This is a genomic window from Phytohabitans aurantiacus, assembly GCF_027923225.1.
Taxonomy (GTDB): Bacteria; Actinomycetota; Actinomycetes; order Mycobacteriales; family Micromonosporaceae; genus Phytohabitans; species Phytohabitans aurantiacus.
Window position 1 is genome coordinate 39,902 of the sequence record NZ_BSDI01000052.1, and the last position, 13,645, is coordinate 53,546.

Annotated in this window: 13 protein-coding genes; 1 reads left to right on the plus strand and 12 read right to left on the minus strand. The window is 69.9% G+C overall.

From position 1 onward, the window contains the following. Window positions 1–59: 59 nt before the first annotated feature. From carB to pyrR, 5 genes are read right to left on the minus strand one after another with little or no spacing between them, the layout of a single operon-like run. Complete coding sequence (gene carB / locus QMG73_RS36080; protein WP_281903402.1) at window positions 60–3,371, minus strand: carbamoyl-phosphate synthase large subunit; 3,312 nt, start codon at window positions 3,369–3,371, stop codon at window positions 60–62. After that, on the minus strand, window positions 3,355–4,470 hold the full coding sequence (gene carA, locus QMG73_RS36085) for a glutamine-hydrolyzing carbamoyl-phosphate synthase small subunit (RefSeq protein WP_281903404.1): 1,116 nt from the start codon (window positions 4,468–4,470) through the stop codon (window positions 3,355–3,357). The genes carB and carA overlap by 17 nt, the downstream gene beginning before the upstream one ends. Then, window positions 4,471–5,745, minus strand: coding sequence for a dihydroorotase (locus QMG73_RS36090; protein ID WP_281903406.1), 1,275 nt, complete (start codon window positions 5,743–5,745; stop codon window positions 4,471–4,473). It lies immediately after the preceding gene. After that, on the minus strand, window positions 5,742–6,644 hold the full coding sequence (locus tag QMG73_RS36095; RefSeq protein WP_281903408.1) for an aspartate carbamoyltransferase catalytic subunit: 903 nt from the start codon (window positions 6,642–6,644) through the stop codon (window positions 5,742–5,744). The genes QMG73_RS36090 and QMG73_RS36095 overlap by 4 nt, the downstream gene beginning before the upstream one ends. Next, the gene (pyrR, locus tag QMG73_RS36100) at window positions 6,641–7,204 is read right to left on the minus strand and encodes a bifunctional pyr operon transcriptional regulator/uracil phosphoribosyltransferase PyrR (protein ID WP_281903409.1); all 564 of its coding nucleotides are present in this window, start codon (window positions 7,202–7,204) and stop codon (window positions 6,641–6,643) included. Before pyrR ends, QMG73_RS36095 begins: the two co-directional genes overlap by 4 nt. A 276-nt stretch (window positions 7,205–7,480) precedes the next feature. Here pyrR and bldD point away from each other — a divergent pair, with 276 nt between their 5' ends. Beyond that, complete coding sequence (bldD, locus tag QMG73_RS36105) at window positions 7,481–7,969, plus strand: transcriptional regulator BldD (protein ID WP_265254359.1); 489 nt, start codon at window positions 7,481–7,483, stop codon at window positions 7,967–7,969. A gap of 138 nt (window positions 7,970–8,107) precedes the next feature. Here the strand turns inward: bldD and QMG73_RS36110 are convergent, their stop codons facing one another. The 7 genes from QMG73_RS36110 to aroB form a co-directional block, all read right to left on the minus strand. After that, the gene (locus tag QMG73_RS36110; protein ID WP_281903411.1) at window positions 8,108–8,902 is read right to left on the minus strand and encodes a hypothetical protein; all 795 of its coding nucleotides are present in this window, start codon (window positions 8,900–8,902) and stop codon (window positions 8,108–8,110) included. Window positions 8,903–8,904: 2 nt separating this feature from the next. Continuing rightward, entirely contained in the window at window positions 8,905–9,225 is a 321-nt protein-coding gene (locus QMG73_RS36115) for a hypothetical protein (protein WP_281903412.1), read from the minus strand. Between the two features lie 142 nt (window positions 9,226–9,367). Continuing rightward, entirely contained in the window at window positions 9,368–10,000 is a 633-nt protein-coding gene (locus QMG73_RS36120; RefSeq protein ID WP_281903413.1) for a hypothetical protein, read from the minus strand. Between the two features lie 1,090 nt (window positions 10,001–11,090). Beyond that, entirely contained in the window at window positions 11,091–11,501 is a 411-nt protein-coding gene (gene nusB / locus QMG73_RS36125; protein ID WP_281903414.1) for a transcription antitermination factor NusB, read from the minus strand. A 16-nt stretch (window positions 11,502–11,517) separates the two neighbouring features. After that, window positions 11,518–12,075, minus strand: a complete 558-nt coding sequence (gene efp, locus QMG73_RS36130; RefSeq protein ID WP_281903415.1) for an elongation factor P — start codon at window positions 12,073–12,075, stop codon at window positions 11,518–11,520. 52 nt (window positions 12,076–12,127) lie between these two features. Continuing rightward, complete coding sequence (gene aroQ, locus QMG73_RS36135) at window positions 12,128–12,571, minus strand: type II 3-dehydroquinate dehydratase (RefSeq protein WP_281903486.1); 444 nt, start codon at window positions 12,569–12,571, stop codon at window positions 12,128–12,130. Further along, complete coding sequence (gene aroB, locus QMG73_RS36140; protein ID WP_281903417.1) at window positions 12,568–13,644, minus strand: 3-dehydroquinate synthase; 1,077 nt, start codon at window positions 13,642–13,644, stop codon at window positions 12,568–12,570. Before aroB ends, aroQ begins: the two co-directional genes overlap by 4 nt. Window position 13,645 lies beyond the last annotated feature (1 nt).

A 13,645-nucleotide genomic window follows, 5' to 3' on the forward strand; every position in this document is an offset into this window, starting at 1 on the left:
ATTGCGTCGTTCAAGTCGTAAGGGTGACTTGAATGACGCAATGATCATGGGGACGGTGCTCACCGGGTGGGCCTCAAGGCGGCGTGGAGGTCTTGCAACGGGCGGACGGCCATGTCGCCGCGGATCACGGCCTCGATGCCCATCACCGCCGCCGTGACGCCCGGCACCGTCGTGATGCACGGGATGTCGGCGGTCACGGCGGCGCTGCGGATCTCGTACCCGTCCGAGCGGGCGCTCGCCCCTGAACCCTGCGGCGTGTTGATGACCAGCGCCATCTCCCCCGCCGCGATCAAGGACACCGCGTCGGTGCCGGCTGCCTCGTAGTGCTTGGGCACGATCCGGCACGCGATCCCGTACCGGCGCAGGACCTCGCCCGTGCCGGCGGTCGCCACGATCTCGAAACCGAGGTCGGCCAGCCGCTTGACCGGGAACACCATGGCGCGCTTGTCGCGATTCGCCACGGTCACCAGGATCGTGCCGGCGGTCGGCAGCGAACCGTAGGCCCCGGCCTGCGACTTCGCGAACGCCTGGCCGAAGCCGACGTCGATGCCCATCACCTCGCCGGTCGACTTCATCTCCGGGCCGAGCAGGTTGTCGACGCCCTTGCCGGCCGGGGTGCGGAACCGCTTGAACGGCAGCACCGCCTCCTTCACCGCGATGGGTGCCCCGTCGGGCGGGGCGGCGCCGTCGCCTTCGGACAGGAGCAGGCCCGACGATCGCAACGAAGCGATGGACGCACCGAGCATGATCTTGCTGGCCGCCTTCGCCAGCTGCACGGCCGTCGCCTTGGACACGAAGGGCACGGTCCGTGAGGCGCGCGGGTTTGCCTCGAGCACGTACAGGATGTCGTCCTTGAGGGCGTACTGAACATTCAGCAGCCCACGCACCCCAACGCCCCGAGCGATTGCCTCGGTGTATTTGCGTACTTGCGCTAGGTGCGATCCGGCGAGCGTGATCGGAGGAAGCACGCACGACGAGTCGCCGGAGTGGATGCCGGCCTCCTCGATGTGCTCCATGACACCGCCGATGTACACCTCACCATCAGCGTCGCAGAGCGCGTCGACATCGATCTCGATCGCGTCGTCGAGGAACCGGTCGACCAGCACCGGATGGTCCGGCGAGATGTCGGTGGCCCGCCCGATGTAGTCGCGCAGCGTCGGCTCGTCGTACACGATCTCCATGCCCCGCCCGCCGAGCACGTACGACGGCCGGACGAGGACCGGGTACCCGATCTCGTTGGCGATCGCGCGCGCCTCGTCGAACGACGTGGCCGTGCCATGCGCGGGCGCCCGGAGGCCGGCCTTGGCCAGGACGGCGCCGAACGCGCCGCGGTCCTCAGCCAGGTGGATGCTCTCCGGGCTGGTGCCGACGATCGGCACGCCGGCGTCCTTCAGGCGCTGCGCGAGCCCCAGCGGGGTCTGCCCGCCGAGCTGGACGACAACGCCGACCACGCCCGGGCCGCCCGCGGCGACGCCCGACGAGTGCTCGGCGTGCCACACCTCCAGCACGTCTTCGAACGTGAGCGGCTCAAAGTACAGCCGGTCGGCGGTGTCGTAGTCGGTGGAGACGGTCTCGGGGTTGCAGTTGATCATCACGGTCTCGTACTCGCCGCGCAGCGCCTGGACGGCGTGCACGCACGAGTAGTCGAACTCGATGCCCTGCCCGATCCGGTTCGGTCCTGAGCCGAGGATCAGCACCTTCGGCCGGTCGGACGGCGCGACCTCGGTCTCCTCGTCGTAAGAGGAGTAGTGATAAGGCGTCTTCGCCTCGAACTCGGCCGCGCACGTGTCGACGGTCTTGTAGACCGGACGCACCCCGAGCCGGTGGCGCAGGGTCCGCAGGCCACTCTCGCCGGCCAACTCGGGCCGCAGCGCCGCGACCTGCCGGTCGGACAGACCGGCACGCTTGGCGCGCCGCACAAGAGCTTCATCGAGTACTGGCGCAGCCTCGATCTCGCGGCGAAGCTCCACAAGGGACACGATCTGGTCCAGGAACCACGGGTCCATCCCGCCGCTCGCCTCGGCGACCTGCTCCACCGTCGCGCCGAGCCGCAGCGCCCGCTCGACCGTGTAGAGCCGGCCGTCGTGCGGCACGCGCAGCGCCGCGAGAGTGTCCTCAAGCGACTGATCGGGGTCAGGCACGGTCCAGAAACCGGCCGCCTTGGTCTCCATCGAGCGCATCGCCTTGTTGAGCGCCTCGGTGAAGTTGCGACCCAGCGCCATCGCCTCGCCGACCGACTTCATCGTCGTCGTCAGCTCCGGGTCGGCGCCCGGGAACTTCTCGAACGCGAACCGCGGGATCTTCACCACCACGTAGTCGAGCGTGGGCTCGAAGGCTGCTGGCGTCTCAAGGGTGATGTCGTTCGGGATCTCGTCCAATGTGTACCCGATGGCGAGCTTCGCGGCGATCTTGGCGATCGGGAAGCCGGTGGCCTTCGAGGCGAGCGCGGACGATCGCGACACCCGCGGGTTCATCTCGATGACGACGATCCGCCCCGTGGCCGGGTCGATCGCGAACTGGATGTTGCAGCCACCGGTGTCGACGCCCACCTGACGCAGCACGGCGATGCCCAGGTCGCGCATCCGCTGGTACTCACGGTCGGTCAGCGTCATCGCGGGCGCCACCGTCACGCTGTCGCCGGTGTGCACACCCATCGGGTCGACGTTTTCGATGGAGCAGATGACGACCACGTTGTCGTTGCGGTCGCGCATCAGCTCCAGCTCGTACTCTTTCCAGCCGAGCACGCTCTCCTCGATGAGTACCTCGTGCACAGGCGACGCGGCGAGCCCGGCGCCGGCGATCCGCTCCAGGTCCTCATCGGTGTGCGCCATGCCCGACCCGAGGCCGCCCATGGTGAACGACGGCCGGATCACGACGGGCAGTCCGAGCTCGGCGGCCGTCTCGCGCACCTCTTCCAGCGAATGGCACACGCGGCTGCGCGGCACCTCTCCCCCGGCCTGGGCCACGATCTCCTTGAACAGCTGCCGGTCCTCACCGCGCCGGATCGCGTCGATGTTCGCCCCGATCAGCTCCACGCCGTACTTGTCGAGCACGCCCGACTCGTACAGCGCCACCGCCGTGTTGAGCGCGGTCTGGCCGCCCAACGTCGGCAGGAGGGCATCGGGCCTTTCGCGAGCGATGACCAGCTCGACGAACTCCGGCGTGATCGGCTCGACGTACGTGGCGTCGGCGAACTCGGGGTCGGTCATGATGGTGGCCGGGTTCGAGTTGACCAGCGATACCCGCAGGCCCTCGGCGCGCAGCACGCGGCACGCCTGAGTGCCGGAATAGTCGAACTCGCACGCCTGGCCGATCACGATCGGGCCTGAGCCGATCACCAGTACGTGCTTGATGTCACTTCGCTTCGGCACGATCCACCAACTCCACGAACCTGTCGAACAAGTAGTCAGCGTCGTGCGTACCGGCCGCCGCCTCGGGGTGGTACTGCACGGTGAACGCGGGCACGTCCAGCGCCCGCAGCCCTTCGACCACGTTGTCGTTCAGGCAGACGTGGGAGACCTCCACGCGACCGAAGTCGGTGTCGACCACGCCCTCGTGAGGAGCGTCGACGGCGAAGCCGTGGTTGTGCGAGGTCACCTCGACCTTGCCGGTCGTCTTGTCGAACACCGGCTGGTTGATGCCGCGGTGCCCGTACTGGAGCTTGTAGGTGCCGAATCCCAGCGCCCGCCCCAGAATCTGGCTGCCGAAGCAGATGCCGAACAGCGGCACACCGCGCCGCATCACCTCGCGCGCCACCGCCACCGGGTGGTCGGCGGTCGCCGGGTCGCCCGGTCCGGGTGAGAAGAACACCGCGTCAGCGCCGACGCCGAGCAGATCCTCCACCGTGGACGTTGCCGGCATGACGTGCGTCGTGACACCGCGGGTGGCCAGGCGCCGCGGCACGTTGCGCTTGATTCCGAGGTCCAGCGCGGCGACCGTGAGCCGGTGTTCGCCGTCGGCTTGGACGACGTACGGGGACGGCGTGGTCACCTCGGCCGACAGGTCGGCGCCCACCATCTCAGGTGAGGCCAACACCCGCTCCCGCAACGCTTCCGGGTCGGTATCCACACTGGACACGCCGACCCGCATCGCCCCACGCTCGCGCAGGTGCCGGGTCAGCGCCCGGGTGTCGACGCCGCTGATGCCCACGACACCCTCGGCGGCGAGGCGCTCCTCCAGACCGCCGGTGGCGCGCCAGTTCGAGCCGATGCGGGCGGGGTCGCGCACCACGTAGCCGGCGACCCAGATCCGGCCGGACTCGTCGTCTTCGCCGTTGACCCCGGTGTTGCCGATGTGCGGGGCGGTCTGCACGACGACCTGACGGTGGTATGACGGGTCGGTCAGGGTCTCCTGATATCCGGTCATGCCGGTGGTGAAGACCGCCTCACCGAACGTCTCCCCGATCGCGCCGTACGCCTCGCCGTGAAACGTGCGCCCGTCTTCGAGTACGAGAATCGCTGGTTTTCGCATTTACTTAACGGCCTTTCCGTCGAGCACCGTGGGCGTACCGCGAAGGAACGTCGCGACGACCCTGCCAGGCAGAGTCATGCCCGCGTAAGGGGTGTTGCGGCTGCGGGAGGCCGACTCCGCCGGGTCGACGACGCGGCGGGCGGCCGGGTCGACCAGGGTGAGGTTCGCCGGCGCGCCCGGCACCGGGTCGTGGCCGTGCCCGTCCAGGCCGGCGATGCGCGCCGGAGCGCGCGACATCCGCTCGGCGATGAGGTCCCAGTCCTCACCCAGCACGCTCAGCGTGATCGACAGCGCCGTCTCCAGGCCGAGCATGCCCGGCCTGGCGTACGCCCACTCGCATTCCTTGTCTTCCACCGCGTGCGGGGCGTGGTCGGTGGCGACGATGTCGATGACGCCGTCTTTCAAAGCCTTCCGGAGAGCCTCCACATCGGACGCCGGGCGCAACGGCGGGTTCACCTTGAAGACCGGGTCGTAGCTGGTGGCCCGCTCGTCCGTCAGCAGAAGGTGATGCGGCGTGACCTCGGCCGTGACACGGACGCCGCGCGCCTTCGCGTGCCGCAGCACCTCGACGCTGCCCGCCGTCGACACATGGCACACGTGCAACCGGCTGCCGACGTGCTCGGCCAGCAGCACGTCGCGGGCGATGATGGCCTCCTCGGCTACCGCCGGCCAGCCGGTCAGGCCGAGCCGGGTGGCGACCTCGCCCTCGTGCATCTGGGCGCCCTCGGTCAGCCGGGGCTCCTCGGCGTGCTGCGCGATCACGCCGCCGAACGCCTTCACGTACTCCAGTGCCCGCCGCATCAGCTTCGGGTCGGACACGCAGTGCCCGTCGTCGGAGAAGATCCGCACCGCGGCGGCGGAGGTGGCCATCGCTCCCAACTCCGCGAGGCGCTCCCCGGCCAGCCCGACCGTGACCGCCCCGATCGGCTGCACGTCGACCAGCCCGGCCTCGCGGCCCAGCCGGTAGACCTGCTCCACCACGCCGGCCGTGTCGGCGACCGGCGACGTGTTCGCCATCGCGCACACGGCCGTGTACCCGCCGAGCGCCGCCGCCCGCGACCCGGACTCGACGGTCTCGGCGTCTTCGCGTCCCGGCTCCCGAAGGTGGGTGTGCAGGTCGACAAGGCCAGGCAGCGCGACAAGGCCGTCCGCGTCGACGACCTCGGCGCCCTTGGCGTCGCCTTCCGCGACGACCCCGTCTTGGATCAGCAGGTCGGTTTTCGGCCGGCCGAGGACCGAGACACCCTTGATCAGGTACTTGTGGGGTGCATTCATGACTTGCCTCCGAGCAGCAGATAGAGGACGGCCATCCGCACGGAGACACCGTTGGCGACCTGTTCGACGATGGTGGAGCGAGCCGAGTCGGCCACCTCCGGGGCGATCTCCATCCCCCGGTTCATGGGGCCGGGATGCATCACGATCGCGTGCTCGGGCAGCTTGCGCATCCGCGGCCCGTCCAGCCCGTACCGCCGCGCGTACTCGCGCTCCGACGGGAAGTACGAGTCGTTCATGCGCTCGCGCTGTACTCGGAGCATCATCACGACATCGGTGTCGGAGAGCACCGAGTCAAGGTCGTAGCAAACCTCGGTGCGCAGGTCGACCGGGATCAGTGTGGGCGGCCCGACAAGCGTGACCTTTGCACCGAGGGTGGCGAGCAATGCGACGTTCGAGCGGGCCACCCGGCTGTGCAGCACATCGCCGACGACCGCGACCTTGAGGCCGGCCAGCCGGCCCAGTCGGGAGCGCATCGTGTACGCGTCGAGCAGCGCCTGCGTCGGGTGCTCGTGAGTGCCGTCGCCAGCGTTCAGAACCGAGCCCTCGACCCAGGTCGCCAGCCGGTGCGGCGCGCCCGAAGCGGGGTGCCGGATCACCACGGCGTCGGCGCCCATCGCCTGGAGGGTGAGCGCGGTGTCCTTGAGGCTCTCGCCCTTCGAGACGCTGGAACCCTTGGCTGAGAAGTTGATCACATCGGCGGACAGCCGCTTGGCGGCCGCCTCGAACGAGATCCGGGTGCGCGTGGAGTCTTCGTAGAAGAGGTTCACCACGGTGCGCCCGCGCAGCGTGGGGAGTTTCTTGACCTCACGGCCGGCGAGGCTGGCCATCTCGGCCGCCGTGTCCAGGACCAGGGTGGCGGTGGCCGCGTCCAGATCCGCGGCGGAGAGCAGGTGCTTCATTGGGTACCCCCGAAGAGCTTGACCTCGTCGACGCCGTCGGTCTCGACCAGCGCGACCCGGACGCTCTCGGCGAGCGCCGTGGGGATGTTCTTGCCGACGTAGTCGGCGCGGATCGGCAGCTCGCGGTGGCCGCGGTCGACCAGCACCGCGAGCTGGACGCTGCGCGGGCGGCCGATGTCGCTGAGCGCGTCGAGAGCGGCCCGCACCGTGCGGCCGGAGAAGAGCACGTCGTCGACCAGGATCACCCGCCGGCCGTCGACTCCGCCCGGCGGCACCTCGGTGGGGCCGATCGCGCGGGTCGCCTGGCGGCGCAGATCGTCTCGGTAGAGAGTGATGTCCAACACTCCGACCGGTACATCGACGCCCTCAAAAGTGCGGATGCGGTCGGCGAGGCGGCGAGCGAGCGGGCCACCGCGGGTCGGAATGCCCATCAGGGCGGTGTCTGCCGCACCCTGAGTCTTTTCCAGAATCTGGTGGGCGATCCGGTCGACGACCCGCTGAAGATCGGTGCTGGTCAGGATGGTTTTTGGCTGCGACTGCGCAGCCTCTGGCAACGCCACAGGCGCTCACTCCTTCCCCGCCTCACTGGACGGGACTTAAAGGGTGTCAGGCTGACGCTACGTTACCAGCGATCTCCAGTTGGCCTCGTTGTGCCCCATTGGCGGTTCACTGACCGACCGATCAGTAACTGGATGCGAGGAAAAATCGGACATTTCAGCGCGTTGGTATCGACTCGGGGGTAACTACTACTTGACCGCGTGTCGCAACCTGCGTACCGTCACGCTCCGTAGCGATCGCTGGGGAGAACCCCGGGCAAGAGCACTGGGAGTGTCCGTATGCCCTCTGAGTACGCCAAGTCGTTGGGCGCCCGCCTGCGCTCCATCCGCCAGCAGCAGGGTCTCTCCCTGCAGGGGGTGGAGGAGAAGTCGAACGGGCGCTGGAAGGCCGTCGTCGTCGGCTCGTATGAGCGTGGCGACCGTGCGGTCACCGTGTCTCGCCTCGCCGAGCTGGCGGACTTCTACCGGGTACCCGTCGCCGAACTGCTGCCCGACGGCAGCGGCGTCCGGCACGAACCCACCAACAAGATCGTTCTGGACCTGGAGCGGCTGTACGACGAGGCCTCCGAGGAACTCGCCTACGTCGCCCGCTACGCACGCGCTATCCAGCAGCAGCGTGGCGACTACAACGGCCGGGTCCTGTCGATCCGCGCGGACGACCTTCGGGCGCTCGCCATCGTGTACGACATCTCGCCTTCCGGCTTGATCGAGCGTCTCACCGAGGCTGGTGTCCTGGTCGCCGACCCGCGTGCCTTCTTCGCCTCCTGACCACCGACTTTCCGATCGAGGCGCTCCCTTCGGGGGGCGCCTCGTTCATTTGATCCGCCCGCCCATTTCCGCCCGTACCCTCATGCGTGAGCTACTGTCGCGCCGGCTACTGCGTGGCGACCCGCCCAGATGCGCCGCCTAATCGGCAAGCCGCCAATCTGACGGACTGCCATCGGACATGCTGCCGTCCCGAAAACGCTCGGTGCTCGGCCCAGGCCAACGGCCACCCGGAAACGCCTCCCCGTCGACCAACCGCTGATGCAGTGCGGACACGCTGTCGGTGACCCACTCGATCACGGCCGACAACGTGCCGGCCCCGGTCGCGATGCCGCCGCACAACGTCGCCATGCTGGCCACCGCCAGTACGACCGCCGCCGGCACACCCGCGCCCGTGCCGGCGGCCAGGGCGGCGGCCGTGAGTTGTACCGCCGCCGAGGCGAGCATGGCCGCCACCGCCGCCCACATGCCGCAGATCGCGAGCGCGAGCCGCCCCAACGCCAAGTCGATCTCGCCGGCGGCACCATGCAACGTCGCCAGCGCCCCACGCTGCCGGTCGGCAGCCGCCTCGTACGCCTCAGCGGCCCGCCCGTCCCACTCGTACCCGGCCGCGAGATGGTCAGGATGGATCTCGCCGACGTGCCGGCTCAACGGGCCACCGAACTCCGCGACCCACCGCCGGCCGGTCTCCCACAGTCGAACCGGCCGCCCCAGTGGATCACTCAGCCTTTCGATCAGCTCCACCAGCCGCCGTACGAGGTCGTCGAGCTTCCCGGCAAGCTGGACGAGCCGTACACCGACCGGCATTGGCAGCAGCCGCGCCACCGACAGCGCCCTTTCCACCACCCGCGCCGCCGACTCCCGCACCTCCTTGACGAGCCGCCGCACCCGCTCCAGGACCGAGTCGAAGTCGACCACCACAACCGGCACGGTCACGGTCACCACACCCCGAGCAGCCGATGCACGGCCGCACGCTCGTCCGCCTCGTACCCGTCGGCCGCACTAGTCAACGCGTCCGCGACCGCGACGAACTCCCGCGCCCCCGTCGCCGCCAACTCGACGGCCCGCCGCTGCACCGCCCTGTACAGCACCGGAAGCCCGACGATCTCGCTCAGCCCACACATCTCGTTGGCCGTGAGATCAAGATCACCCGCGACCCGCGCGGCCGCGTCAAGCCCATCAGCCCACCGCCGCCACTCCCGCGCGTCCCGCCGCAACGCCTCGACCGCCACCGCGACCGCGTCACCACCCGGCGCCATCCTCGCCCCCTCCCCTCGCACCACCACCGACCCACACTCCCGACCACCCCACCCCAGCAACGCCGCCACCCGCGGACGCCATCACACGGACGCCGTCACCCGCGCGCCGTCACGCGCGCGCCGCCATCACGCTCGGACGCCGTCACGCGTGGCGCCCGGTGTCGGCCGTGGCGTCCGCCACCGATCTGGTCGCGCCGTCGACGGACCCGACGCCGAACGCCTCCACCAGCGCGGCGAGCACTGCGGCGCCGATCTCCACCTCGTCTGCGACTCGCGCCCAACCCTCATCGAAGCGCAGCGCGGTCAACTCTCCCCCGCTGATCTCGGCGACCACCCGCCCGCTCGGATCGCGCCCGGCAGCGGCCCCGACGAGCGCCGCCGGCAGCGCACTCTCCGCAGTCCCGGCGTTCGTTCCCGCCGGCGGCGGCCCGTCATTGGTGTCTTCGCGGGCCGCGCGCCGTCGCGCCGCGACGTCATCGGCTGGCGCTTCGACCACCGGGTCCGGATCTGCCGTGGCGGTGGCCCACGCGCCGAGCCGGTCGAGCACCGCCGCGGACCACGCCTCCCGCACCGCGGCCGCCAAACCGCCGACCCCAACCGCGCCGCGCCAATCCGGCCGCAACCGCACGGCGTCCGGCCGGCCATCGGCGTCGAACACGATCTCGACTACGCCGGCCCGGTCCATACCTCTCCCGCTCGCGCGGACCGCAGCCACCTGCCGCGCCAACGCCAACGCGTCCGCACGCAGCCGGTTCAATTCATCGAGGAGTGTCACGGCGGCAGACAGTAGCCATCCGCACGCCACCCCTCAAGCGGTTGCCGGCATGTCGCGCGAACATCTCCGCCGCCCCGGCCGCCACGCCGAGAGACACCACGCCGCCCTCTCCGCCGATCAAGGCCGAACGCACGCGATTCGATCGCAAAACCGCGTGCATTCGCCCTTGGTCGATGGGGTTCTCCTTGATCGGCGCCAATCGGCGTCACCCGACATCCGGCGATCCGGCGCGGCGCGATACAAACCAGACATTCCAGCGGCGGCTGCGGGTTCACACGGCCGCGCCCGCGACGGTGGGTTCGCGCGGCGAGGCCGCGGCAGTGAGTTCGCGCGGCCGGGCCGCAGCAGTGGGTGGCGGCGCTCCGCGCCCTTGGTCATCGCGCGACCGGCGCTGCGTCGCTCGCGGTACGCGCGAAGAGCGCGAACCGCGGACGCCACTCACCGGCGGCGATCAAGGATGGCGCCGAAAGCGCTGTGATTTGACGCCAAGGTCGCGGTTCGCGACGAGCTGTGAACACTTGTGGCTGCTGGAGCAGCCACAAGTGTTCACAGCTCGCGACGTTCGCCGCGCAGATCAGAACAATTCGGTCGCGGGCGGCGCGTAGCGGCGCCGGGCCGGCCGCGGGGGTCGGGCTTGACCCCAGCGCGAGAGCCCGTAGCTCAACGGCCGTGATGAGGCGACAAACACGTGAGTTACGCAAGCCCGACTGCCGGCACGCCCCCGCCGCCGGCAGATCTTGTGCACTTGTTGCTGCCCCTGGCAGCAACAAGTGCACAAAGATCTATATGGCCAAGGTAGATATCGGGGCAATCCGCCAAGTGGTGGCGCTGGCAGCGCCGGGCGACGGGCTGCGCGTTGCCGGGACCGTGACAGATCGCCGCAACGTCCCCACTCGGCGGCGCCGATCAAGGAGATCTGCATGGATCAAGGGCGAATACACGCGGAAAAGAGATCCAACCACGTGCATTCGCCCTTGATCGACGCAAGGCGGTGCGGCGCGCTCCGCGCGCGCGGCGCGCTCCGCGCGCGCGGAGCGCGCCGCACCGCAAGGCCGCACCGCAAGGCAACGCCGACCGGAGCGGACGCGGGCTAGCGGGTGGCGTATTCGGCTATGCGGCCCAAGACGCCGTTCAGGAAGCGTGGCGAGTCGTCCGTCGACATCTGGCGGGCGAGCTCCACCGCCTCCGTGATCGCTACCGCGTCGTCGATCTCGTCCACGTACAGCAGTTCGTACACCGCGATCCGCGCCAGATTGCGGTCGACGACTGGCATGCGGTCGAGCGTCCAGCCCTCGGCGTAGCTCGCGATCAGCTCGTCGATGCGGTCGAGGTGCTCGGCCACGCCTTCGATCAGCCCGATCGCGTAGCCCAGGTGCTCGGGGCGCGGCTGCTCCAGCCGCTTGATGTACGACGCCAGCACGTCTGGCACCGGCATGTCTCGCAGGTCAGCCTCGAACAGCACGTCGAGTGCCCGCTTGCGCGCCTTGCGGCGAGCGGGCATCTGCGACTTCGGGGCCTCAGGCACGGCCGAGGTAGCGGCCGTCGCGCGTGTCGACCTTGATTTTCTCGCCGGTGGTGATGAACAGCGGCACCTGTACCGTCGCGCCGGTCTCGACCGTGGCGGGCTTGTTGCCGCCGGTCGAGCGGTCGCCCTGCAGGCCCGGCTCGGTGTACGTGATTTCGAGCACCACGCTGGTCGGCAGCTCGATGTACAGCGGCACGCCCTCGTGGGTCGCGACGGTCGCCTCGGCCTCGGGCAGCAGGTAGTTCGCCGCCTCACCGACGGTGCCGCCGGGCACGTGGATCTGGTCGAACGTCTCCAGGTCCATGAACACGTAGTCGTCGCCGTCGGCGTACAGGTACTGCATCGTCCGCTTGTCGACGGTGGCCGTTTCGACCTTGGTGCCCGCGTTGAACGTCTTGTCGACCACCTTGCCCGACAGCACGTTCTTGAGCGTGGTGCGCACGAACGCCCCGCCCTTGCCCGGCTTGACGTGCTGGAACTCCACAACGGCCCACAGCTCGCCGTCGAGGTTGAGGACCATTCCGTTCTTGAGGTCGTTCGTGGTGGCCATTGCCTGCCTTGATCTTCGTCTTGGATTTGTCCGTGGGGGTGACCTGGTAAGTCTACTGGCCACCCGAACGCAGGCGCAGACTGAGGTGAGCGAGCGCCAGCCGGTATCCGTCGACGCCAAGGCCGGCGATGACGCCGGTGGCGACCGCGGAGACGACCGAGTGGTGCCGGAACTCCTCGCGCGCGTGGATGTTCGAGATGTGCACCTCGACGAGCGGGGCCCGGAGCATGGCGCACGCGTCGCGGACCGCGTACGAGTAGTGCGACCACGCGCCGGGGTTGAGGACGACGGGTGCCCGCTCGTCGGCCGCAGCGTGGAGCCAGGCGAGCATCTCGTGCTCGGCGTCGGTCTGCCGCACCTCGACGTCGAGGCCCAGATCGTTGCCGGCCTTCTCGCACATGGTGACCAGATCCGCGTACGACGTTACGCCGTACACGTCGACCTGGCGGGTGCCGAGCCGACCCAGGTTAGGTCCATTGAGGACATAAACCTTCAGGATGCCACCTCCTGGTACGCGGAAAGCAACAGCTCGTCCGGCGGACCGTCCAGGATGGATGGTGTGGCCAGGCCGTCGAGCACGACGAAGCGTAGCGTCGCGCCCCGGGCCTTCTTGTCCACGCGCATCGTGGCGAGCAGGTCCGGCCAGGCGTCCGCCCGGTACGAGACCGGGAGCCCGAGCGCGGTCAGCACGGCGCGGTGCCGGGCGGCGGTGCCGGTGTCGAGGCGGCCGGCGAGGGCGCCCAGCGCGGCCGCGTACACGAGGCCCACCGAGACGGCGTGACCGTGCCGCCACGCGTACCCCTCGACCTTTTCGATCGCGTGCGCCAGCGTGTGCCCGTAGTTGAGGATCTCCCGCAGGCCGGATTCTCGCAGGTCGGCGGAGACGACCTGCGACTTGACCTTGATCGCGCGCTCGACAAGCTCGCGCAGCGCGGGCGTCGCGGGGTCGGCCGCCGCGGCCGGGTCGCGCTCGACCACGTCGAGGATCGCGGGGTCGGCGATGAACCCGCATTTGACCACCTCGGCCAGCCCCGCGACCAGGTCGGTCGGTGGCAGGCTGTCGAGCGTGGCCAGGTCGCAGAGCACCCCGGCGGGCGGGTGGAACGCGCCGACCAGATTCTTGCCGGCGGCGGTGTTGACCCCGGTTTTGCCGCCCACGGCGGCGTCGACCATGCCGAGCAGGCTGGTCGAGACCGGCACCCAGCGCACCCCGCGCAGCCAGCAGGCCGCGACGAAGCCGGCCAGGTCGGTGACCGCGCCGCCGCCGACACCGACGACCACGTCGGTGCGGGTGAAGCCGGCCGCGCCGAGCTGGTCCCAGCAGTGCGCGGCGACGTCCATGCTCTTGCCGGCCTCGGCGTCGGGCACGTCGACCAGCAGCGGCCGGACGCCCGCGGCGGCCAGGGTCTCGCCGACCGCGTCGGCGTGGGGCTTGAGCGGCGGCGCGTAGAGCACGGCGGCCCGGGCGGCGCCGTCGACCAGGCCGGGCAGCGTGCCCAGCAGGTCGCGGCCGACCAGGACCTCGTACGGGCGGTCGCCGCCGACCGGTATGCGCGTGGTCTCGTCCATC